Origin of the sequence: Staphylococcus sp. FSL W8-0305, assembly GCF_037966415.1 — a bacterium.
Taxonomy (GTDB): domain Bacteria; phylum Bacillota; class Bacilli; order Staphylococcales; family Staphylococcaceae; genus Staphylococcus; species Staphylococcus aureus.
The window spans coordinates 1,773,989-1,797,243 of record NZ_CP150198.1 but is presented as its reverse complement, the minus strand read 5'-3'; the positions used below and the strand labels follow the sequence as shown (position 1 = coordinate 1,797,243).

Sequence of the window (23,255 nt, the reverse complement as noted above, 5' to 3'; positions counted from 1 at the left end):
ATAAATTGAGCTCAGATGCTCAAAGGAGGATCGAACATGAACGGGGATAATCAGCAAATACTCAGAGAAATTGTATTGAATCCTACTATTCATGGTAAAGAACTTGAATCGATATTTGGTTTGTCTCGTAGACAACTAGGATATCGCATTCAAAAAATCAATTTGTGGCTTGAACAAGAGGGTTATCCAAAACTTGAAAGAACAAGCCAAGGAAATTTTATTGTAAGTTCTGAAATCATGACGTTATTCAAACGAGATGTATCGGAGCAGCAAATGTTAAACGGCAACAATGTCATTTTTAGCATAGAAACACGTCGTTATTATTTAATGCTCATGCTTTTTAGTAAGGAAAACGCAATGTCTCTAAACCATTTTTCAATTGATTTACAAGTCAGTAAAAATACTGTCATTCACGATATAAATCATGTGAAAGAGCAATTGGAAGATCATGGTTTGTCACTTAAGTATTCTCGAAAACATGGTTATGAAATTGTTGGTGATGAATTTGAAGTTCGCCGTTTCTTCATTAAGTTGATTGATCAAAGGTTAAATCATGATATTACTAAAAGTGAAGTTTTAAAGGCGCTCAACTTAACATTCGAAGATATCGCATATCAAAAAGACAAGATCAAACAGGTAGAACAATTTTTGAAGAGTCGCTTTATAGACAAATCACTGAGTTCATTGCCTTACGTCCTTTGTGTGATTCGTAGACGAATTCAAAGTGGTCATGTGATTAATCCATTAAATATTAATTATCAGTATTTGAGGGATACGAAAGAATATCAAGCAACGGAGATTATGACGCAACATGAGCCGGATTTGCCAGAAGCGGAAAAGTTATATTTGACGCTACACTTACTTTCAACAAGTGTGCAATGGACTGATTTGCAGGAATCAGATAACATATCGAATTTAACGATGGCCATTGATCAAATGATTCACCATTTTGAACAAATTACTTTTATTAACATTGAAGATAAGGAGAAATTATCACAGCAACTCTTGTTACATTTAACGCCTGCTTTTTATAGGATTAAATATAACTTAACGGATCGTGATGAATTAATAAATCCTTTACAAGGAAATTATCAATCCTTATTTCATATGGTGAAACAATCATGTCAATCGTTAACTGAATATTTCGGAAAATCATTGCCTGATAATGAAATAGCATATTTAACCATGTTGTTTGGAGGTAGTTTGAGACGTCAAGATGAAAACTTCGATGGCAAGATAAAAGCTATTATCGTGTGTACACAAGGTACGTCAGTATCACAAATGATGTTATACGAGTTGCGAAACTTATTTCCAGAAATTATTTTCTTAGATGCGATTTCACTTAGAACATTTGAAAATTACACATTAGATTATGACATCGTCTTTTCACCAATGTTTGTCTTAACACATAAAAAATTATTTATCACAAAAGTAGCTTTATCTGAAAATGAGCAACGAAAGTTACGTAAAGAAGTGATGAAGTACATTAATAAGGAATCGGCTGACATTGATAAGGAAATAAACAAGTTAATGGCATTAATTGAACGCACTACGACAGTTAATGACATTACAGAACTACGTGATGGTTTAGAAGATTTTATTGCGAATTATAATTCAATTTCAACCATTAATGGATCGATTGTCACACAAAATAAGACATTAGATTTAGCTGACTTGATACCAGCAAGGCACGTGAAAAGAATACATCATGTTGAAAATATTGATGAAGCTATTGCTAAAGCAAGTGATGTGTTAGTTGCTAATCATTTTATTGATATTAAATATATTCATGAGATGCAACAGGCATTTGATGATTCGTATATGGTTATCATGCAAAATATTGCTATTCCACATGCATACTCTGAAAAGCATGTACATAAAACAGCGATGAGTATGTTGATATTACAAGAACCAATATACATGTCAGATGGCACAGCAATCCATATTATTGTACCTATTGCTGCTGTTGATAAAGTGACACACTTAAGAGCGTTACTACAATTGAGAGATGTGGCGCAAAACAATGACGCAATTAAGCGCATCATACAAAGTCGCAAAAATTCTGATGTAAATGAGATTTTAAAAAATTATTCAAATAAAGAAGCGAGGGAAAATGGATGGGACAGCAATTAGTGCATAAAGAAAATATAATGCTCAATTTGTCGGCAACTGATAAAGAATCTGTATTGTCACAAATGTCAGATGTGTTATTTCAAAATGGGTTCGTAAAGTCAACGTTTAAAGATGCAGTCATCGACAGAGAAAAAGAGTTTGCTACTGGTTTACCAACGCATCTATGTTCGGTTGCTATACCGCATACAGATGTCGAACATATTAACCATAGAACGATAGGTGTGGCTGTTCTAGAAAAAGAAGTGCCGTTTATTGAAATGGGAACACTTGATCAACAGACAGAAGTGAAAATCGTTTTTATGTTAGCAATGGATAAAGTAGATGATCAACTTAAGCTGTTACAACAGTTGATGCAAATTTTTCAAAGTGAAGAAAAATTGGAGCAGATTCTACGAACGAAAGATGAAACAATTTTAGCAACACTAATCAATGATTATTTGAAATATAACTAAAAATTAATTGGAGGAATTGAAAATGAAACAAGTATTAGTAGCGTGTGGTGCAGGTATTGCAACGTCAACAGTAGTAAATAATGCAATTGAGGAAATGGCAAAGGAACACAATATTAAAGTAGATATTAAACAAATCAAAATTACAGAAGTTGGACCTTATGAAGACACTGCAGATTTATTAGTTACAACTGCAATGACAAAGAAAGAATATAAATTCCCAGTTATCAACGCACGTAATTTCTTAACTGGTATTGGTATTGAAGAAACAAAACAACAAATCTTAACAGAGTTACAAAAATAACTGAATTGATATGTAACGTGGGTCAATAACATATAAATATATGCAAATTGCATATAAATGACTATCACGACAAATGATTGTAGATGACATAGAAACGCAGTGACTGTAATTCAAAGGGATTGCAGTCGAATGTAGCAAGGGTTGTCGTTGAAATGACTGTAACGTCAAATGTAATCACAATCGGAAAGTATCGTGACAATGCATATATAACAGGGAGGGTTTAAATATGAGTTACTTCACTGATTTTGTAAGGGGATTTTTAGATTTAGGTGCAACTGTTATTTTACCGGTTGTCATATTCTTGCTTGGCCTATTCTTTAGGCAGAAAATTGGAGCGGCATTTAGGTCTGGTTTAACAATAGGTGTGGCTTTTGTAGGGATTTTCTTAGTCATCGATTTATTAGTTAAAAATTTAGGGCCAGCAGCACAAGCGATGGTTAAAAATTTAGGCGTCAGTCTGAATGTGATTGATGTAGGTTGGCCAGCAACATCATCTATCGCGTGGGCATCATCTGTCGCAGCATTTATTATTCCACTCGGAATCATTGTTAACGTTGTATTGCTAGTAACTAAAGTGACAAAGACGATGAATGTAGATATTTGGAATTTTTGGCATTATACGTTTACAGCAGCAATGGTTTATGCCGTATCAGGCAGTATTTGGCAAGCGTTATTAGCAGCAGTTATTTTCCAAGTTATCTGTTTGAAAGTAGCAGATTGGACAGCACCGATGATGAGTGAGTTCTTTGATTTACCAGGTGTATCGATTGCTACAGGAAGTACAATTTCTTATGCACCAGGTATTTACTTAGTTAAATTGTTACAAAGAGTACCCGGTCTGAATAAGTTAGATGCTGATCCTGAAACAATTCAAAAACGTTTTGGCGCATTTGGAGAGTCTATCTTTGTCGGATTAATTTTAGGTTTAGGTATTGGTGTGTTAGCAGGTTACAAACCTGGAGACATCATTAATTTAGGAATGTCAATGGCTGCAGTAATGGTATTAATGCCTAGAATGGTAAAAATCTTAATGGAAGGTTTAATGCCAGTTTCAGAGTCTGCAAGAACATGGCTAAATAAACGTTTTGGCGAACGTGAAATTTATATTGGATTGGATGCGGCTGTAGCATTAGGTCATCCAGCGGTTATTTCGACAGCATTAATTTTAGTACCTATCACTGTTTTATTAGCCGTTATTTTACCAGGAAACCAAGTATTACCTTTTGGTGACTTAGCAACTATACCATTTGTTGTCGCGTTTATTGTTGGTGCAGCAAGAGGAAACATTATTCATTCTGTCATTGTGGGTACGATTATGATTGCAATTTCACTATATATTGCAACAGACGTAGCACCTATTTTCACAGATATGGCGAAAGGTACGAATGTACAAATGCCAAAAGGTTCATCTGAAATTTCAAGTATTGATCAAGGTGGTAATATCGTTAACTATCTTATCTTTAAACTATTTAGTCTATTCAATTAAAAATCGAGGTGTTTGTGGTGAAAGCTTTAGTAAAAACAAGAGAAGGACATGGCAACTTAGAACTTCTTGATAAAGAAGTTGCAACACCGCTAGATGATAAAGTAAAGATTAAAGTACATTATGCAGGAATTTGTGGCACAGATATTCATACTTATGAAGGTCATTATAAAGTTAATTTTCCAGTGACATTAGGTCATGAATTTTCTGGTGAAATCGTTGAAGTTGGAGCAGACGTTAAAGATTTTAAAGTTGGTGACCGTGTCACTTCTGAAACGACATTCTATGTTTGTAATGAGTGTGAATACTGTGAATCAAAAGACTATAATTTATGCAACCATCGAAAAGGTATTGGAACACAAGTTGATGGCGCATTTACTAATTATGTCATTGCACGTGAAGAAAGTTTGCATCATATTCCAGACGAAGTGTCGTATCAGTCTGCAGCTATGACAGAACCATTAGCATGTGCACATCATGGCGTTTCTAAGATTCAAGTCAATTCAGGCGATGTAGCAGTTGTAATGGGACCTGGGCCAATCGGATTACTTGTAGCACAAGTGTTGAAAAGTAAAGGCGCAACTGTTGTGGTAACTGGATTGGACAATGACAAAGTCAGATTAGATAAAGCAGAAGCATTGCACATGGATTATGTAGTCAATTTACAACAAACAGACTTAAAAACGTATATCAATGGAATTACAGACGGATACGGTGCAGATGTTGTTGTTGAATGTTCAGGTGCAGTTCCAGCAGCACGACAAGGTTTGGATATTTTACGCAAAAAAGGTTTCTACAGTCAAATAGGTATTTTTAAGGATGCTGAAATTACATTTGATATGGAAAAAGTGATTCAAAAAGAAATAACAGTTGTTGGTAGTAGAAGTCAAAAGCCGGCAGATTGGGAACCTTCATTGCAACTTATGGCGGATGGTTTAGTAAATGCTGAAGCTTTGGTGACAAAAATATATGATATTTCGAAATGGGACGAGGCGTATCAACATTTAAAATCTGGCGAAGGTATTAAAGCATTACTTAAGCCGCTCGATTTAGATGAAAATGAAGGAGAGAATTAATATGGTAGAATCAATGCTAACTTTTATGCTTGGGCCATTGAGACAAATCACTGATTTTTATATGGAACATCTACTTGTAAGTAATTCTATCGTCATTGCAGGTTATTTTGCGACAGGTATTTTTAAAAAGAAAAAAGTTGTGAATTAAATCAAAGTTGAGGTGATTTACAAGTGAAAGCTTTGAAATTATATGGCGTGGAAGATTTACGGTATGAGGATAATGAAAAGCCAGTCATTGAAAGTGCGAATGACGTTATTGTTAAAGTACGAGCGACTGGAATATGTGGTTCAGACACGTCACGATACAAAAAAATGGGGCCATACATTCAAGGTATGCCATTTGGTCATGAATTTTCAGGTGTTGTAGATGCCATTGGAAGTGATGTTACGCATGTTAATGTAGGCGACAAAGTGACAGGTTGCCCAGCCATACCTTGTTATCAATGCGAGTATTGTTTAAAAGGTGAATATGCACGATGTGAAAAGTTGTTCGTCATTGGCTCATATGAACCTGGATCGTTCGCGGAATATGTCAAATTGCCAGCGCAAAATGTTTTAAAGGTACCAGACAATGTTGATTACATTGAAGCAGCAATGGTTGAGCCATCAGCCGTTGTTGCGCATGGGTTTTATAAATCGAATATACAACCTGGTATGACTGTTGCAGTAATGGGGTGTGGCAGTATAGGATTGTTAGCTATTCAATGGGCACGAATATTTGGTGCTGCGCATATCATCGCTATAGATATAGATGCGCATAAACTAGATATTGCTACATCATTGGGCGCACATCAAACCATCAATTCAAAAGAAGAAAATCTTGAGAAATTCATCGAAAATCATTACGCCAATCAAATCGATATAGCTATAGAATCATCAGGTGCTAAAGTTACGATTGGTCAAATATTGACGCTACCTAAAAAAGGTGGCGAGGTGGTATTACTCGGAATACCATATGATGATATTGAGATTGATCGCGTTCATTTTGAAAAAATTCTGCGTAACGAGTTGACAGTATGTGGCTCTTGGAACTGTTTGTCCAGTAATTTTCCGGGGAAAGAGTGGACGGCAACCTTACATTATATGAAGACGAAAGATATTAATGTAAAGCCTATTATTTCTCATTTTTTACCGTTAGAAAAAGGCCCGGAGACATTTGATAAATTAGTTAACAAGAAAGAACGATTTGATAAAGTCATGTTTACGATTTATTAGTATGCACCTTTGAGGACGAAAACGCTGGTATAGTTATAGCTATGAAAGTGCGAATGCCGTCTGGTCTACAGATACTATCGAAATAATTCATCTTCGAATATACGTTGCTAAATAGCCGGTTTACTTGTGTGAAATATGCTTGTGAATCGGTTGTTTTGCATTTTGTATACTTAAAATGAGATGGCAATATTTGATAATTTTTAAAGTGAAAATCAAGTACAGCCACTTAATAAGATAAATTTATTATAATATATGGTAAAATGATGGCAGTAATAATGAATTTGAAAAAGAGTAAACATTAATACCTTTAACAATTTAATATCGTCAGTGTTAATGATTAACTGCATGGCAAAACAACTTAGAATGGTCAGTTACAAAAATACATTTTTATAAAAAATTATCACACTATTGTGACAACTGCCTTTGGCTTAATAAAAGAGGAAAGTGAGCAATAGGTTGGGCTTATGTGCGGGCATAGGTCAGTAATGTATAAATGGAAATGATGTAATGACAGAATGGAGGACAACATGATTTATGCAGGTATTTTAGCAGGAGGTATTGGTTCGAGAATGGGAAACGTGCCATTACCAAAACAATTTTTAGATATTGATAATAAACCGATTTTAATTCATACAATTGAGAAGTTCATTTTAGTGAGTGAATTTAATGAGATTATTATCGCAACGCCAGCACAGTGGATTTCGCATACGCAAGATATTTTAAAAAAATATAACATTACAGATCAACGTGTCAAAGTAGTTGCAGGTGGTACGGATCGAAACGAAACAATTATGAACATTATCGACCATATTCGCAATACGCAGGGTATCAACGATGATGATGTGATTGTAACTCATGATGCCGTAAGACCATTTTTAACTCAACGTATTATTAAAGAGAACATTGAAGTAGCAGCAAAATATGGTGCAGTAGATACAGTCATTGAAGCAATTGATACGATTGTAATGTCTAAAGATAAACAGAACATACACAGTATCCCTGTAAGGAATGAAATGTATCAAGGCCAAACACCACAATCATTTAATATTAAATTATTACAAGATAGTTATCGCGCCTTAAGTAGTGCACAAAAAGAAATCTTATCAGATGCATGTAAAATCATTGTCGAATCTGGACATGCAGTTAAATTGGTACGCGGAGAACTATACAACATTAAAGTGACAACACCGTATGATTTAAAAGTAGCAAATGCCATTATTCAAGGTGATATTGCCGATGATTAATCAAGTATATCAACTCGTTGCACCGAGACAGTTCGACGTCACATATAATAATGTTGATATTTATGGTAATCATGTCATCGTAAGACCTTTATACTTGTCTATTTGTGCAGCTGATCAAAGGTATTACACAGGTCGAAGAGATGAAAATGTACTGCGCAAAAAATTACCAATGTCATTAGTTCATGAAGCTGTTGGTGAAGTTGTATTCGATAGTAAAGGCGTATTTGAAAAAGGTACGAAAGTAGTAATGGTGCCGAATACACCTACAGAAAAACACGACGTGATTGCGGAGAATTACTTAGCCTCTAGTTATTTTAGATCTAGTGGTTATGATGGTTTTATGCAAGACTACGTTGTGATGGCACATGATCGTATCGTTCCGCTGCCTAATGACATTGATTTGAGTACGATTTCATACACAGAGTTAGTGTCAGTAAGTTATCATGCTATACAACGATTTGAACGTAAATCTATACCTTTGAAAACCAGCTTTGGTATTTGGGGTGATGGTAACTTAGGTTATATTACTGCTATTTTGCTGCGTAAGTTGTACCCAGAAGCTAAAATTTATGTATTTGGTAAGACAGACTATAAATTAAGTCATTTTTCATTTGTAGATGACATCTTTACAGTAAATCAAATACCAGATGATCTTAAAATTGATCATGCATTTGAATGTGTTGGAGGTAAAGGAAGTCAAGTTGCACTTCAACAAATAGTTGAACATATTTCACCAGAAGGCAGTATTGCTTTGTTAGGCGTAAGTGAATTACCCGTGGAAGTGAATACACGATTAGTACTTGAAAAAGGATTAACGTTGATTGGTAGTAGTCGAAGCGGCTCTAAAGATTTTGAGCAAGTTGTTGATTTATATCGTAAGTACCCAGACATTGTTGAAAAGTTAGCCTTATTAAAAGGACATGAAATTAATGTATGTACGATGCAAGATATCGTCCAAGCGTTTGAAATGGATTTATCGACATCTTGGGGAAAAACAGTATTGAAATGGACGATTTAATAAACCGATGGGGGAATAACAATGACAAAAACGAAACAAGCAATACATATTGATAACATATACTGGGAACGTGTTCAGTTATATATTGAAGGACATAGTGAAGGCGTAGATTTAACATCAGGACAATTTGTTCTGAGGAATTTAACCGAAACAAAAACATTAGAAGCAAATGAAATGAAAATAGACGGTAATACATTTCTATGTAGATTCAATGTCGCAATATTAGACGATGGGTATTATTTACCAATGGATAAATATTTATTTGTTTATCATGACCAGTTAGAGTATATTGGACAACTTAATCCAAATATTATTGATCAAGCTTATGCGGCATTAAATGAAGAGCAAATTGAAGAATACAATGAGCTGACTACACAAAATGGAAAAGCAAACTATGTGTTAGCCAACGAAGCTAAAGTTTTCCGCAAAGGTGGCGTATCACAACATACGGTTTATACCATTACTCCAGAAATAGCAAGTGACGTTAACGAATTTGTATTTGATATTGACATCACCTTACCTCAAGAGAAATCAGGGGTCATTGCGACAAGCGCACACTGGCTTCATAAACAAGGCCATAAAGCTTCATTTGAAAGTAGAAGTTTCTTATTTAAAGCTATTTTTAATATTACAAAGTTACTACATATTAAAAGAAGCAAAACAATATTATTCACATCAGATTCACGTCCGAATTTATCAGGTAACTTTAAATATGTATATGATGAGTTACTACGCCAAAAAGTAGATTTTGATTATGATATTAAAACGGTATTTAAGGCGAATATTACGGATAGACGTAAATGGAGAGACAAGTTTAGATTGCCATATTTACTTGGTAAGGCTGATTATATTTTTGTCGATGATTTCCATCCATTAATTTATACGGTTCGCTTTAGACCATCACAAGAAATTATTCAAGTGTGGCATGCCGTTGGTGCTTTTAAAACAGTTGGCTTTAGTCGTACAGGTAAAAAAGGTGGTCCGTTTATTGATTCATTAAATCATCGTAGCTATACAAAAGCTTATGTATCATCAGAAACCGATATTCCATTTTATGCTGAAGCATTTGGAATTAGAGAAGAAAATGTTGTACCAACAGGTGTACCACGTACTGATGTACTATTTGATGAAGCTTATGCAACACAAATTAAACAAGAGATGGAAAATGAATTACCACTTATAAAAGGTAAGAAAGTTATTCTATTCGCACCGACATTTAGAGGTAATGGTCACGGTACGGCACATTATCCATTTTTTAAAATTGATTTTGAACGTTTAGCAAGATATTGCGAGAAGCATAATGCAGTTGTGTTATTCAAAATGCATCCGTTCGTAAAAAATAGACTCAATATTTCACGTGAACATAGACAATACTTTATCGATGTGTCAGATTATCGTGAAGTTAACGATATTCTCTTTGTTACAGACTTGTTGATTAGTGATTATTCATCTTTAATATATGAATATGCAGTATTTAAAAAACCAATGATTTTCTATGCATTTGACTTAGAAGATTATATTACGACGCGTGATTTCTATGAACCATATGAATCATTTGTTCCAGGTAAAATTGTACAATCCTTTGATGCATTAATGGATGCTTTGGACAATGAAGATTATGAGGTTGAAAAAGTTGTACCATTCTTAGATAAACATTTTAAATATCAAGATGGTCGCTCAAGTGAACGTTTAGTCAAAGATTTGTTTAGACGCTAATGTTGGCATATATTACTTGCCATGCAAATGATCATAAGGCATAGTTTTCAAGAAGGGTTATGACAATGAAGTGAGCAACATGTCATGATGAGAAGCAGGACTATACAATGAGAATAACCTTTTGATTTTTCATGCATAAGAGGCTGGGACATAAATCCCTAAAAAAACAGCAGTAAGATAATTTTCAATTAGAAAATATCTTACTGCTGTTCTCTATTTATACAATACTTCGTATTGAATGGCTTCGCTTTGCCCGTCTGGCACATTACTGTAAAATTCTATAAATAGAATTTTTGATGACGGGTCCCTTCCTAGGGTGCCGTCTCAGCCACCCCAACCGGCACATTGTTGTAAGCTGACTATATGTCAGCTTCTGTGTTGGGGCCCCTGTCTTCGACTGGCACTGCTCCCTCAGGAGTCTCGCCATTAATACTACGTATTAACATGTAATTTTACTTTTAAATACTTTGAAAAAATAAGACACTTTGCCCAACTTGCACATAAATGTAAAATTCAATAAAATGAATTTTCTGTGTTAGGGCCCACACCCCAACTTGCATTGTCTGTAGAAATTGGAAATCCAATTTCTCTTTGTTGGGGCCCCTGACTAGAATTGAAAAAAGCTTGTTACAAGTGCATTTTCGTTCAGTCAACTACTGCCAATATAACTTCGTAGAGCATAGAACATTGATTTATGTCCCAGCCTGTTCCAACTGAATTGTCATTTTGTAAAATAAAATAATCAATCCAATCGTTATCTAATTCATAAATGTGAAAACACATACGTTATGAATGGATAACGATTTTTTGTTATGTTAAAGTGGTACATTAATCATGTATTTCGTATGATAATTAACGACAAGTGTAATGGTTAAATGTATTTTATGCTGAAATGCTATAATAGGCATGGTTACAATGAGCTTGCTCATACATATTAATATAATTACAAAAACACGTCGGAGGTACGACATGATTAAAACTACAATTAAAAAATTGATAGAACACAGTATATATACGACTTTTAAATTACTATCAAAATTGCCAAACAAGAATCTAATTTATTTTGAAAGCTTTCATGGTAAACAATACAGCGACAATCCCAAAGCATTATATGAATACTTAACTGAACATAGCGATGCCCAATTAATATGGGGTGTAAAAAAAGGATATGAACACATATTCCAACAGCACAATGTACCATATGTTACAAAGTTTTCAATGAAATGGTTTTTAGCGATGCCAAGAGCGAAAGCGTGGATGATTAACACACGTACACCAGATTGGTTATACAAATCACCGCGAACGACGTACTTACAAACATGGCATGGCACGCCATTGAAAAAGATTGGTTTGGATATTAGTAATGTTAAAATGCTAGGAACAAATACTCAAAATTACCAAGATGGCTTTAAAAAAGAAAGCCAACGTTGGGATTATCTAGTGTCACCTAATCCATATTCTACATCGATATTTCAACATGCATTTCATGTTAGTCGAGATAAGATTTTGGAAACAGGTTATCCAAGAAATGATAAATTATCACATAAGCGCAATGATACTGAATATATTAACGGTATTAAGACAAGATTAAATATTCCATTAGATAAAAAAGTGATTATGTATGCGCCAACTTGGCGTGACGATGAAGCGATTCGAGAAGGTTCATATCAATTTAATGTTAACTTTGATATAGAAGCTTTGCGTCAAGCGCTGGATGATGATTATGTCATTTTATTACGCATGCATTATTTAGTTGTGACACGTATTGATGAACATGATGATTTTGTGAAAGACGTTTCAGATTATGAAGACATTTCGGATTTATACTTAATCAGCGATGCGTTAGTTACCGACTACTCATCTGTCATGTTCGACTTCGGTGTATTAAAGCGTCCGCAAATTTTCTATGCGTATGACTTAGATAAATATGGCGATGAGCTTAGAGGTTTTTACATGGATTATAAAAAAGAGTTGCCAGGTCCAATTGTTCAAAATCAAACAGCACTCATTGATGCATTAAAACAAATCGATGAGACTGCAAATGAGTATATTGAAGCACGAACGGTATTTTATCAAAAATTCTGTTCATTAGAAGATGGACACGCGTCACAACGAATTTGCCAAACGATTTTTAAGTGATAACTTAAAAACAATAAAAAATTATAAATTAATTAGTTAAGTGATATAAATAATAAACGAAATGTTTGCTTGTATGTTATTATTTGTGTATGAAAACGTCTGATATAATGTAATATAGTTTTAAACAAAATATGCTAAAATATAAGCAAAATATGTATAATTTTAAGTAATACACAGACATTTAGAGTTTTGATTTTAAAATGAGTTTTCAATTGAAAAATGCAACGAAATTTAAATAATTAAATATAGATATAGTTGAATGGAGGAAGTATTTTATGAAATACGCTGGTATTCTAGCTGGAGGTATAGGCTCAAGAATGGGTAACGTACCTTTACCTAAACAATTTTTAGATTTAGACAACAAACCGATTTTAATCCATACATTAGAAAAATTTATTTTAATTAATGATTTTGAAAAAATTATTATCGCGACGCCACAACAATGGATGACGCATACGAAAGATACACTTAGAAAATTCAAAATTTCTGATGAAAGAATTGAAGTCATTCAAGGTGGTAGCGATCGTAACGATACAATTATGAATATCGTTAAACATATTGAATCAACAAATGGTATTAACGATGACGATGTCATTGTGACACATGATGCAGTTAGACCATTTTTAACGCATCGTATTATTAAAGAAAATATTCAAGCTGCTTTAGAATACGGTGCAGTAGATACAGTGATTGATGCTATAGATACGATTGTTACATCTAAAGATAATCAAACGATTGATGCAATTCCAGTGCGTAATGAAATGTACCAAGGTCAAACACCTCAATCGTTTAATATTAATTTATTAAAAGAAAGCTATGCACAGTTGAGTGATGAGCAAAAGAGTATTTTATCTGATGCTTGTAAGATTATTGTAGAAACAAACAAACCGGTTCGACTTGTAAAAGGTGAGTTATATAACATTAAAGTAACAACACCTTACGATTTAAAAGTAGCGAATGCTATTATTCGAGGTGGTATTGCCGATGATTAATCAAGTATATCAATTAGTTGCACCTAGACAATTTGAAGTTACGTATAACAACGTAGATATTTACAGTGACTATGTCATTGTACGTCCTTTATATATGTCAATTTGTGCTGCCGATCAAAGATATTATACTGGTAGCCGTGATGAGAATGTCTTATCTCAGAAATTGCCAATGTCTTTAATTCATGAAGGTGTTGGTGAGGTCGTATTTGACAGTAAAGGTGTGTTTAATAAAGGTACAAAAGTAGTTATGGTACCGAATACACCGACAGAAAAAGACGATGTCATTGCTGAAAACTATTTAAAATCGAGCTACTTCAGATCAAGTGGACATGATGGGTTTATGCAAGATTTTGTGTTGCTAAATCATGATAGAGCTGTACCACTACCTGATGATATTGATTTAAGTATTATTTCATATACAGAGCTTGTAACAGTAAGTTTGCATGCTATTCGTCGTTTTGAAAAGAAATCTATTTCAAATAAAAATACATTTGGTATTTGGGGTGATGGTAACTTAGGTTACATTACAGCCATTTTATTACGTAAATTATATCCAGAGTCTAAAATATATGTCTTTGGTAAAACAGATTATAAATTGAGTCACTTCTCATTTGTTGATGATGTCTTCTTTATTAATAAAATACCTGAAGGCTTAACATTTGATCATGCATTTGAGTGCGTTGGTGGGCGTGGTAGCCAATCAGCAATAAATCAAATGATTGATTATATTTCACCAGAAGGAAGCATTGCACTGTTAGGTGTAAGTGAGTTCCCAGTAGAAGTTAATACACGTCTCGTATTGGAAAAAGGACTAACGTTGATTGGTAGTAGTCGAAGTGGTTCAAAAGATTTCCAAGATGTTGTAGACTTATACATTCAATACCCAGATATTGTAGATAAATTAGCGTTGTTAAAAGGTCAAGAATTTGAAATTGCAACAATTAATGATCTTACAGAAGCTTTTGAAGCAGACCTGTCTACATCTTGGGGTAAAACAGTATTAAAATGGATTATGTAAATAGAAAAGGATGAATTAACGTTGGTTAAAAGTAAGATATATATAGATAAAATCTATTGGGAGCGTGTTCAATTATTCGTTGAAGGACATAGTGAAAACCTAGATTTAGAAGATAGTAATTTTGTATTAAGAAATTTAACTGAGACACGTACAATGAAAGCGAATGATGTCAAAATAGATGGGAATCAATTCGTTTGTCGTTTCAATGTAGCTATCTTAGATAATGGTTATTACTTACCTGAAGATAAGTACTTATTAGTGAATGAGCAAGAACTTGATTATATTGCACAGTTAAACCCAGATGTGATTAATGATGCATATCAAAATCTAAAGCCAGAACAAGAAGAAGAATACAACGAATTAGAAACACAAAATGGTAAAATCAATTTCTTATTGCAGACTTACCTAAAAGAATTTAGAAAAGGCGGCATTTCAAAGAAAACGGTTTATACTGTTACACCTGAAATTTCTAGCGATGTTAATGAATTTGTCCTTGATGTTGTTGTAACGACTCCGGAAGTTAAAAGTATTTATATCGTTCGTAAATATAAAGAATTACGTAAGTATTTCCGCAAACAATCATTTAATACAAGACAATTTATTTTTAAAGCGATATTTAATACGACGAAATTTTTCCACTTGAAAAAAGGGAATACGGTGTTGTTCACATCAGACTCTAGACCAACGATGTCTGGAAACTTTGAATACATCTATAACGAAATGTTACGTCAAAATTTAGATAAAAAGTATGATATTCACACTGTTTTTAAAGCGAATATTACAGATAGACGTGGCATCATCGACAAGTTTAGATTGCCATATTTACTTGGGAAGGCAGACTACATCTTTGTTGATGACTTTCACCCATTGATTTATACAGTGCGTTTTAGACGTTCTCAAGAAGTTATTCAAGTATGGCATGCCGTTGGTGCCTTTAAAACAGTTGGCTTTAGTCGTACTGGTAAAAAGGGTGGACCATTTATTGATTCATTAAATCATCGTAGCTATACAAAAGCTTATGTATCATCTGAAACCGATATTCCATTCTACGCTGAAGCATTTGGTATTAAAGAGAAAAATGTAGTGCCTACAGGTGTTCCACGTACTGATGTACTATTTGATGAAGCTTATGCGACACAGATCAAACAAGAGATGGAAGATGAATTACCAATTATTAAAGGTAAGAAAGTCATTCTTTTCGCACCAACATTTAGAGGTAGTGGTCATGGTACAGCACATTACCCATTTTTCAAAATTGATTTCGAACGTTTAGCAAGATATTGCGAAAAAAATAACGCGGTTGTATTATTTAAAATGCATCCATTTGTGAAAAATAGACTTAATATTGCAGACAAACATAAACAATATTTTGTTGACGTTTCTGACTTTAGAGAAGTTAATGATATACTGTTCATAACAGATTTATTAATTAGTGACTATTCATCTTTAATATATGAATATGCAGTATTTAAAAAGCCAATGATTTTCTATGCATTTGATTTAGAAGATTATATTACGACGCGTGATTTTTATGAGCCATATGAATCATTTGTTCCAGGTAAAATTGTGCAATCATTTGACGCATTAATGGACGCCTTGGACAATGAAGATTATGAAGGAGAAAAAGTCATTCCATTCTTAGATAAACATTTTAAATATCAAGATGGTCGATCAAGTGAGCGTTTAGTCAGAAATTTATTTGGTAGCTAAGTTTATATAGTAGTCAAAGTGGGAGAGGTATAATGATGAAATTTTCAGTAATAGTTCCAACATACAATTCAGAAAAGTATATAACAGAATTACTCAATAGCCTTGCGAAACAAGATTTTCCGAAAACTGAATTTGAAGTGGTTGTAGTTGATGACTGTTCAACAGATCAAACGTTACAAATAGTTGAAAAGTATCGCAATAAATTGAACTTGAAAGTAAGTCAACTCGAAACAAATTCTGGTGGTCCAGGTAAACCTAGAAATGTGGCGTTAAAACAAGCAGAAGGTGAATTTGTATTATTTGTGGACTCCGATGACTATATAAACAAAGAGACTTTAAAGGATGCAGCAGCATTTATTGATGAACATCACTCAGATGTCTTATTGATTAAAATGAAAGGTGTTAATGGTCGTGGTGTACCACAATCTATGTTTAAAGAAACAGCACCTGAAGTTACTTTGTTAAATTCAAGAATTATCTATACTTTAAGCCCGACTAAAATCTATAGAACAGCATTACTAAAAGATAATGACATTTATTTTCCAGAAGAATTAAAGAGTGCAGAAGATCAATTATTTACAATGAAAGCATATTTGAATGCAAATCGAATCAGTGTGTTAAGTGATAAAGCGTATTATTATGCTACAAAGCGTGAAGGTGAACATATGAGTAGTGCGTATGTTTCACCTGAAGACTTTTACGAAGTCATGAGATTGATTGCTGTAGAAATATTAAATGCAGATTTAGAAGAAGCCCATAAAGATCAAATCTTAGCAGAATTTTTAAATCGTCATTTTAGTTTTTCTCGTACGAATGGCTTCTCACTTAAAGTTAAACTAGAAGATCAACCACAATGGATTAATGCTCTAGGAGACTTTATACAAGCAGTTCCAGAACGTGTAGATGCATTGGTGATGAGTAAATTACGACCATTGTTGCACTACGCGAGAGCGAAAGATATAGACAACTATAGAACTGTAGAAGAAAGTTACCGTCAAGGTCAATACTACCGTTTTGATATTGTAGATGGTAAATTAAACATTCAATTCAATGAAGGCGAACCATACTTTGAAGGCATTGATATCGCTAAGCCAAAAGTGAAAATGACAGCATTTAAATTTGATAATCATAAAATTGTTACAGAGCTAACGCTAAATGAATTTATGATTGGCGAAGGACATTATGATGTCAGACTTAAATTACATTCACGAAACAAGAAGCACACAATGTATGTACCTTTAAGTGTCAATGCGAATAAACAATATCGTTTTAACATTATGTTAGAAGATATTAAAGCGTATTTACCTAAAGAAAAAATTTGGGATGTTTTCTTAGAAGTCCAAATAGGTACGGAAGTATTTGAAGTGCGTGTTGGTAATCAACGTAATAAATATGCTTATACTGCAGAAACAAGTGCATTAATTCATTTGAATAATGATTTTTATAGATTAACACCGTATTTCACAAAAGACTTTAATAACATTTCGTTATACTTTACAGCTATTACATTAACGGATTCAATCTCAATGAAGTTAAAAGGTAAAAACAAAATCATTTTAACTGGTCTGGATCGTGGTTATGTATTTGAAGAAGGTATGGCTAGTGTCGTGCTAAAAGACGACATGGTGATGGGAATGTTAAGCCAAACATCAGAAAACGAAGTTCAAATCTTACTTAGCAAAGATATTAAGAAGCGAGACTTCAAAAATATTGTTAAGTTAAATACTGCACATATCACTTATCCACTAAATAAATAATAAAACCCCTCAAATCATTGTGAACTAACATGATTTGAGGGTTTTATTTTACTGTTTATGACATGATTATGACATTTCCTCGTTTATCATTTTCAAATACATTAAATTGTATACACTGGAAATGAGGAGGTTATCTATAATGATAAATAAAAATGACATAGTAGCAGATGTAGTAACTGATTATCCGAAAGCAGCGGATATTTTTAGAAGTGTGGGAATAGATTTTTGTTGCGGCGGACAAGTAAGTATAGAAGCAGCATCCTTAGAAAAGAAAAATGTAGATTTGAACGAATTATTACAGCGTCTCAATGAAGTTGAACAAACGAATACACCAGGTTCGCTTAATCCTAAATTTTTAAATGTTTCATCACTTATTCAATATATTCAATCAGCATATCATGAACCTCTAAGAGAAGAATTTAAAAATTTAACACCTTATGTGACGAAGTTATCGAAAGTACATGGACCTAACCATCCATATTTAGTTGAGTTAAAAGAAACATACGATACATTTAAAAATGGCATGTTAGAGCATATGCAAAAAGAAGACGATGTCGATTTTCCAAAACTCATTAAATATGAGCAAGGTGAGGTAGTAGACGATATTAATACTGTGATAGATGATTTAGTTTCAGACCACATTGCAACGGGACAATTGTTAGTAAAAATGAGCGAATTAACATCTAGTTATGAACCTCCGATAGAAGCGTGTGGTACTTGGCGACTCGTTTATCAGAGATTAAAAGCACTTGAAGTGTTAACACATGAACACGTACATTTAGAGAATCACGTATTATTTAAAAAAGTATCATAACTAAATAACGCGATTAGAAACTGTTGGCAAAAATAAGTCCAGCAGTTTTTCGCTATGTATAAAAGTCATAATAGTGACATGAACATCATTATTTGAAAAGAAAAATGATCAATATAGTATAAGAAATGATATGAAATTTTAATGCTGTAGATAATTAAATCGTAGCGTGATTTTTTAATAATTTATTCATGAATTTTACATGCACTATTATGATAAAATAAACATAATTATAATTCACTGAGGTGCTATCGTGCTATCGCTAACAATGTTATTACTTGAGCGTGTAGGTTTAATTATTATTTTGGCCTATGTGTTGATGAATATTCCATATTTTAAAAACTTAATGAATCGTCGACGTACATGGAAAGCACGTTGGCAATTATGTATTATTTTCAGTTTGTTTGCCTTAATGTCTAATTTAACTGGTATCGTCATCGATCATCAACATAGTTTGTCAGGAAGTGTGTACTTCCGTTTAGATGATGATGTATCTTTAGCTAACACACGTGTATTAACGATAGGTGTCGCAGGATTAGTTGGTGGCCCTTTTGTAGGTCTATTTGTTGGCGTTATTTCAGGTATTTTCAGAGTGTATATGGGTGGGGCGGATGCACAAGTTTATCTTATATCATCTATATTTATCGGTATAATTGCTGGTTATTTTGGCTTACAAGCTCAAAGACGCAAGCGTTACCCGAGTATTGCAAAAAGTGCCATGATTGGAATTGTTATGGAAATGATTCAAATGTTGAGCATTTTAACATTTTCCCACGACAAAGCATATGCGGTTGACCTCATATCATTAATTGCACTACCAATGATTATTGTTAATAGCGTTGGTACGGCGATTTTTATGTCTATTATCATTTCAACATTAAAGCAAGAGGAGCAAATGAAGGCTGTTCAAACACATGATGTACTGCAATTGATGAACCAGACATTGCCGTATTTTAAAGAAGGATTGAATAGAGAATCGGCACAGCAAATTGCGATGATTATTAAAAATTTAATGAAAGTATCTGCCGTAGCAATTACAAGCAAAAATGAAATTTTATCGCATGTAGGTGCAGGTAGTGATCATCACATACCAACAAATGAAATATTAACAAGTCTGTCTAAAGATGTATTGAAATCAGGGAAGTTGAAAGAAGTTCATACTAAAGAAGAGATTGGTTGTAGTCATCCGAATTGCCCGCTTAGAGCAGCTATCGTGATACCACTTGAGATGCATGGTTCTATCGTCGGTACATTGAAGATGTATTTTACAAACCCTAATGATTTAACTTTTGTGGAACGTCAACTTGCAGAAGGATTGGCAAATATTTTTAGTAGCCAAATTGAACTTGGTGAAGCCGAAACGCAAAGTAAGTTATTGAAAGATGCTGAGATTAAGTCATTACAGGCACAAGTGAGTCCACATTTTTTCTTCAATTCAATTAACACGATTTCAGCTTTAGTTAGAATAAATAGCGAAAAGGCACGAGAGTTACTATTAGAATTGAGTTATTTTTTCAGAGCGAATTTACAAGGCTCAAAGCAACATACGATTACTTTAGATAAAGAGTTAAGTCAAGTGCGTGCATACTTATCACTCGAACAAGCACGTTATCCAGGAAGATTTAATATCAATATTAATGTTGAAGACAAATATCGCAATGTGCTTGTACCACCATTTTTAATTCAAATTTTAGTTGAAAATGCTATCAAACATGCGTTTACGAATCGAAAGCAAGGTAACGATATTGACGTGTCAGTGATTAAAGAAACTGCAACACATGTACGTATTATTGTACAAGATAATGGTCAGGGTATTTCTAAAGATAAAATGCATTTGTTGGGAGAAACATCTGTAGAATCAGAATCTGGAACTGGTAGTGCTTTAGAAAATTTAAACTTACGCCTAAAAGGATTATTTGGAAAATCCGCAGCATTACAATTTGAATCGACATCGAGCGGTACCACTTTTTGGTGTGTACTTCCTTATGAAAGACAAGAGGAGGAATAAATATGAAAGCATTAATCATAGATGATGAGCCATTAGCACGTAATGAATTAACATATTTATTAAATGAAATTGGTGGTTTTGAAGAAATTAATGAGGCAGAAAATGTAAAAGAAACATTGGAAGCACTACTGATAAATCAATATGACATTATATTTTTAGATGTCAATTTAATGGATGAAAATGGTATCGAATTAGGAGCTAAAATTCAAAAGATGAAAGAGCCACCTGCGATTATTTTTGCAACTGCACATGACCAATACGCAGTACAGGCATTTGAATTAAATGCGACAGACTATATTTTGAAACCGTTTGGTCAAAAACGTATTGAACAAGCAGTCAATAAAGTTCGTGCGACTAAAGCCAAAGATGATAATAGCGCAAATGCAATTGCGAATGATATGTCGGCGAATTTTGATCAAAGTTTACCTGTTGAAATTGACGATAAAATTCACATGTTAAAGCAACAAAATATTATTGGGATTGGCACACATAATGGTATTACAACCATACATACAACGAATCATAAATACGAAACAACAGAGCCATTGAATCGTTATGAAAAACGATTGAATCCCGCTTATTTCATACGTATTCATCGTTCATATATTATTAACACGAAACACATTAAAGAAGTGCAACAATGGTTTAACTACACTTATATGGTAATATTGACAAATGGTGTCAAGATGCAAGTTGGACGTTCATTTATGAAAGATTTTAAAGCGTCGATAGGATTACTTTAACAGTAATCCTTTTTTTTATGCATTTTACCTATGATATTTTGTATTTCGGACTAAAATTCACGCAAATCAAAGTGAGCCATCTATACTTTAGTTAAATCAAACGTAGGAGGCAATGGTCGTGAAACAACAAAAAGACGCATCAAAACCAGCACACTTTTTTCACCAAGTCATTGTAATTGCTTTAGTACTCTTTGTATCGAAAATAATTGAATCATTTATGCCAATTCCTATGCCTGCATCAGTAATCGGTTTAGTATTATTATTTGTATTATTATGTACTGGTGCTGTTAAGTTAGGCGAAGTCGAAAAAGTAGGAACGACACTAACAAATAACATTGGCTTACTCTTCGTACCAGCCGGTATCTCAGTTGTTAACTCTTTAGGTGTCATTAGCCAAGCACCATTTTTAATCATTGGACTAATAATCGTCTCAACAATACTATTACTTATTTGTACTGGCTATGTCACACAAATTATTATGAAAGTTACTTCGAGATCTAAAGGTGACAAAGTCACAAAAAAGATCAAAATAGAGGAGGCACAAGCTCATGATTAACCACTTAGCACTAAACACACCTTACTTCGGAATACTGTTATCCGTTATACCATTTTTCTTAGCAACCATATTATTTGAAAAAACAAATCGTTTCTTCTTATTCGCACCGCTATTTGTCAGTATGGTATTTGGTGTGGCCTTCCTCTATTTAACAGGAATTCCGTATAAAACTTACAAAATAGGTGGAGACATTATTTACTTCTTCTTAGAACCAGCAACAATCTGTTTTGCGATTCCGTTATATAAAAAGCGTGAAGTGCTTGTTAAACATTGGCATCGTATCATCGGAGGTATTGGTATCGGTACAGTTGTAGCGTTATTAATTATTTTAACTTTTGCGAAGTTAGCACAATTTGCCAATGATGTTATTTTATCAATGTTACCTCAAGCAGCAACTACAGCGATTGCGTTACCAGTATCAGCTGGTATCGGTGGTATAAAAGAATTAACATCATTAGCAGTTATTTTAAATGGTGTCATTATTTATGCCCTAGGTAATAAATTCTTGAAGCTTTTCCGAATTACTAACCCTATTGCCCGAGGATTAGCACTTGGAACAAGTGGTCACACATTAGGTGTAGCACCAGCCAAAGAATTAGGACCTGTAGAAGAATCAATGGCAAGTATAGCTTTAGTGTTAGTTGGTGTAGTTGTTGTAGCAGTTGTGCCTGTCTTTGTAGCAATATTCTTCTAAAACGAAAAACCTAAGCAAGATAATAGCAATTTGAGCCATTGTTATTATCGTAAAAAAACGTCTATACTCCGGTTTATAACTGGGATATAGACGTTTTTATGTATTTATTACTTTTTACTAGGTTTTATGGTATTTAGGCGTTCGTTTTATGTATTGCGGCTTTTGAAAAATGATAGAACGAATTAATTT

20 protein-coding genes are annotated in these 23,255 nt (G+C 33.6%); all 20 read left to right on the top strand.

Annotated elements, in window-relative coordinates; genetic code table 11:
- Nucleotides 1-36 precede the first annotated feature (36 nt).
- The 20 genes from NST10_RS08895 (at nt 37) to lrgB (ending at nt 23,066) form a co-directional block, all read left to right on the top strand.
- Nucleotides 37-2,133, top strand: a complete 2,097-nt coding sequence (locus tag NST10_RS08895; protein WP_001012732.1) for a BglG family transcription antiterminator — start codon at nt 37-39, stop codon at nt 2,131-2,133.
- Nucleotides 2,118-2,585: a PTS sugar transporter subunit IIA gene (locus NST10_RS08890; RefSeq protein WP_000531477.1), complete on the top strand. Its 468-nt coding sequence runs from the start codon at nt 2,118-2,120 to the stop codon at nt 2,583-2,585. The genes NST10_RS08895 and NST10_RS08890 overlap by 16 nt, the downstream gene beginning before the upstream one ends.
- Before the next feature lie 22 nt (nt 2,586-2,607).
- Nucleotides 2,608-2,886 (top strand): PTS sugar transporter subunit IIB, encoded by a 279-nt coding sequence (locus NST10_RS08885; protein ID WP_000815795.1) that lies wholly within the window; start codon nt 2,608-2,610, stop codon nt 2,884-2,886.
- Between the two features lie 226 nt (nt 2,887-3,112).
- Complete coding sequence (locus tag NST10_RS08880; protein ID WP_000120115.1) at nt 3,113-4,372, top strand: PTS galactitol transporter subunit IIC; 1,260 nt, start codon at nt 3,113-3,115, stop codon at nt 4,370-4,372.
- A 17-nt stretch (nt 4,373-4,389) separates the two neighbouring features.
- The gene (locus tag NST10_RS08875) at nt 4,390-5,445 is read left to right on the top strand and encodes a zinc-binding dehydrogenase (protein ID WP_000646194.1); all 1,056 of its coding nucleotides are present in this window, start codon (nt 4,390-4,392) and stop codon (nt 5,443-5,445) included.
- Between the two features lies 1 nt (nt 5,446).
- Nucleotides 5,447-5,593: a hypothetical protein gene (locus tag NST10_RS08870; RefSeq protein ID WP_000230358.1), complete on the top strand. Its 147-nt coding sequence runs from the start codon at nt 5,447-5,449 to the stop codon at nt 5,591-5,593.
- 23 nt (nt 5,594-5,616) lie between these two features.
- Entirely contained in the window at nt 5,617-6,660 is a 1,044-nt protein-coding gene (locus NST10_RS08865) for a galactitol-1-phosphate 5-dehydrogenase (protein WP_000645611.1), read from the top strand.
- A gap of 527 nt (nt 6,661-7,187) precedes the next feature.
- Nucleotides 7,188-7,904 carry a 2-C-methyl-D-erythritol 4-phosphate cytidylyltransferase gene (locus NST10_RS08860; RefSeq protein WP_000638469.1) on the top strand — a complete coding sequence of 239 codons (717 nt, stop codon included), beginning with the start codon at nt 7,188-7,190 and terminating at the stop codon, nt 7,902-7,904.
- Entirely contained in the window at nt 7,897-8,922 is a 1,026-nt protein-coding gene (locus NST10_RS08855; RefSeq protein WP_000610169.1) for an alcohol dehydrogenase catalytic domain-containing protein, read from the top strand. The genes NST10_RS08860 and NST10_RS08855 overlap by 8 nt, the downstream gene beginning before the upstream one ends.
- Nucleotides 8,923-8,943: 21 nt before the next feature.
- The gene (gene tarK, locus NST10_RS08850; protein ID WP_000169001.1) at nt 8,944-10,638 is read left to right on the top strand and encodes a teichoic acid ribitol-phosphate polymerase TarK; all 1,695 of its coding nucleotides are present in this window, start codon (nt 8,944-8,946) and stop codon (nt 10,636-10,638) included.
- A 969-nt stretch (nt 10,639-11,607) separates the two neighbouring features.
- Complete coding sequence (gene tarF, locus NST10_RS08845; RefSeq protein WP_000598264.1) at nt 11,608-12,777, top strand: teichoic acid glycerol-phosphate transferase TarF; 1,170 nt, start codon at nt 11,608-11,610, stop codon at nt 12,775-12,777.
- Nucleotides 12,778-13,052: 275 nt separating this feature from the next.
- A complete protein-coding gene (locus NST10_RS08840) occupies nt 13,053-13,769 on the top strand; it encodes a D-ribitol-5-phosphate cytidylyltransferase (RefSeq protein WP_000872486.1) in 717 nt (238 codons plus the stop codon).
- Nucleotides 13,762-14,787: a ribitol-5-phosphate dehydrogenase gene (locus NST10_RS08835; protein WP_000610203.1), complete on the top strand. Its 1,026-nt coding sequence runs from the start codon at nt 13,762-13,764 to the stop codon at nt 14,785-14,787. The genes NST10_RS08840 and NST10_RS08835 overlap by 8 nt, the downstream gene beginning before the upstream one ends.
- Nucleotides 14,788-14,808: 21 nt before the next feature.
- Nucleotides 14,809-16,497, top strand: coding sequence for a teichoic acid ribitol-phosphate polymerase TarL (tarL, locus tag NST10_RS08830; protein WP_000240920.1), 1,689 nt, complete (start codon nt 14,809-14,811; stop codon nt 16,495-16,497).
- A gap of 32 nt (nt 16,498-16,529) precedes the next feature.
- Complete coding sequence (tarS, locus tag NST10_RS08825; RefSeq protein WP_000975347.1) at nt 16,530-18,254, top strand: poly(ribitol-phosphate) beta-N-acetylglucosaminyltransferase; 1,725 nt, start codon at nt 16,530-16,532, stop codon at nt 18,252-18,254.
- A gap of 139 nt (nt 18,255-18,393) precedes the next feature.
- Nucleotides 18,394-19,068, top strand: a complete 675-nt coding sequence (gene scdA, locus NST10_RS08820) for an iron-sulfur cluster repair di-iron protein ScdA (protein ID WP_000608835.1) — start codon at nt 18,394-18,396, stop codon at nt 19,066-19,068.
- Between the two features lie 250 nt (nt 19,069-19,318).
- Complete coding sequence (locus NST10_RS08815; protein WP_000950282.1) at nt 19,319-21,073, top strand: sensor histidine kinase; 1,755 nt, start codon at nt 19,319-19,321, stop codon at nt 21,071-21,073.
- 2 nt (nt 21,074-21,075) lie between these two features.
- Nucleotides 21,076-21,816 (top strand): response regulator transcription factor LytR, encoded by a 741-nt coding sequence (locus NST10_RS08810; protein ID WP_000645453.1) that lies wholly within the window; start codon nt 21,076-21,078, stop codon nt 21,814-21,816.
- A gap of 112 nt (nt 21,817-21,928) precedes the next feature.
- Complete coding sequence (lrgA, locus tag NST10_RS08805; RefSeq protein ID WP_001792906.1) at nt 21,929-22,372, top strand: antiholin-like murein hydrolase modulator LrgA; 444 nt, start codon at nt 21,929-21,931, stop codon at nt 22,370-22,372.
- Nucleotides 22,365-23,066 (top strand): antiholin-like protein LrgB, encoded by a 702-nt coding sequence (gene lrgB, locus NST10_RS08800; RefSeq protein ID WP_000607067.1) that lies wholly within the window; start codon nt 22,365-22,367, stop codon nt 23,064-23,066. The genes lrgA and lrgB overlap by 8 nt, the downstream gene beginning before the upstream one ends.
- Nucleotides 23,067-23,255: the final 189 nt, after the last annotated feature.

What these genes read in the sequence shown, in the direction of transcription:
- tarF (WP_000598264.1), top strand. Translation starts at nt 11,608, where the DNA reads ATGATTAAAACTACAATTAAAAAATTGATAGAACACAGTATATATACG.
- NST10_RS08895 (WP_001012732.1), top strand. Translation starts at nt 37, where the DNA reads ATGAACGGGGATAATCAGCAAATACTCAGAGAAATTGTATTGAATCCT.
- tarS (WP_000975347.1), top strand. Translation starts at nt 16,530, where the DNA reads ATGATGAAATTTTCAGTAATAGTTCCAACATACAATTCAGAAAAGTAT.
- lrgA (WP_001792906.1), top strand. Translation starts at nt 21,929, where the DNA reads ATGGTCGTGAAACAACAAAAAGACGCATCAAAACCAGCACACTTTTTT.
- NST10_RS08835 (WP_000610203.1), top strand. Translation starts at nt 13,762, where the DNA reads ATGATTAATCAAGTATATCAATTAGTTGCACCTAGACAATTTGAAGTT.
- NST10_RS08840 (WP_000872486.1), top strand. Translation starts at nt 13,053, where the DNA reads ATGAAATACGCTGGTATTCTAGCTGGAGGTATAGGCTCAAGAATGGGT.
- NST10_RS08810 (WP_000645453.1), top strand. Translation starts at nt 21,076, where the DNA reads ATGAAAGCATTAATCATAGATGATGAGCCATTAGCACGTAATGAATTA.
- NST10_RS08860 (WP_000638469.1), top strand. Translation starts at nt 7,188, where the DNA reads ATGATTTATGCAGGTATTTTAGCAGGAGGTATTGGTTCGAGAATGGGA.
- NST10_RS08855 (WP_000610169.1), top strand. Translation starts at nt 7,897, where the DNA reads ATGATTAATCAAGTATATCAACTCGTTGCACCGAGACAGTTCGACGTC.
- NST10_RS08885 (WP_000815795.1), top strand. Translation starts at nt 2,608, where the DNA reads ATGAAACAAGTATTAGTAGCGTGTGGTGCAGGTATTGCAACGTCAACA.
- lrgB (WP_000607067.1), top strand. Translation starts at nt 22,365, where the DNA reads ATGATTAACCACTTAGCACTAAACACACCTTACTTCGGAATACTGTTA.
- NST10_RS08880 (WP_000120115.1), top strand. Translation starts at nt 3,113, where the DNA reads ATGAGTTACTTCACTGATTTTGTAAGGGGATTTTTAGATTTAGGTGCA.
- NST10_RS08870 (WP_000230358.1), top strand. Translation starts at nt 5,447, where the DNA reads ATGGTAGAATCAATGCTAACTTTTATGCTTGGGCCATTGAGACAAATC.
- tarK (WP_000169001.1), top strand. Translation starts at nt 8,944, where the DNA reads ATGACAAAAACGAAACAAGCAATACATATTGATAACATATACTGGGAA.
- NST10_RS08890 (WP_000531477.1), top strand. Translation starts at nt 2,118, where the DNA reads ATGGGACAGCAATTAGTGCATAAAGAAAATATAATGCTCAATTTGTCG.
- scdA (WP_000608835.1), top strand. Translation starts at nt 18,394, where the DNA reads ATGATAAATAAAAATGACATAGTAGCAGATGTAGTAACTGATTATCCG.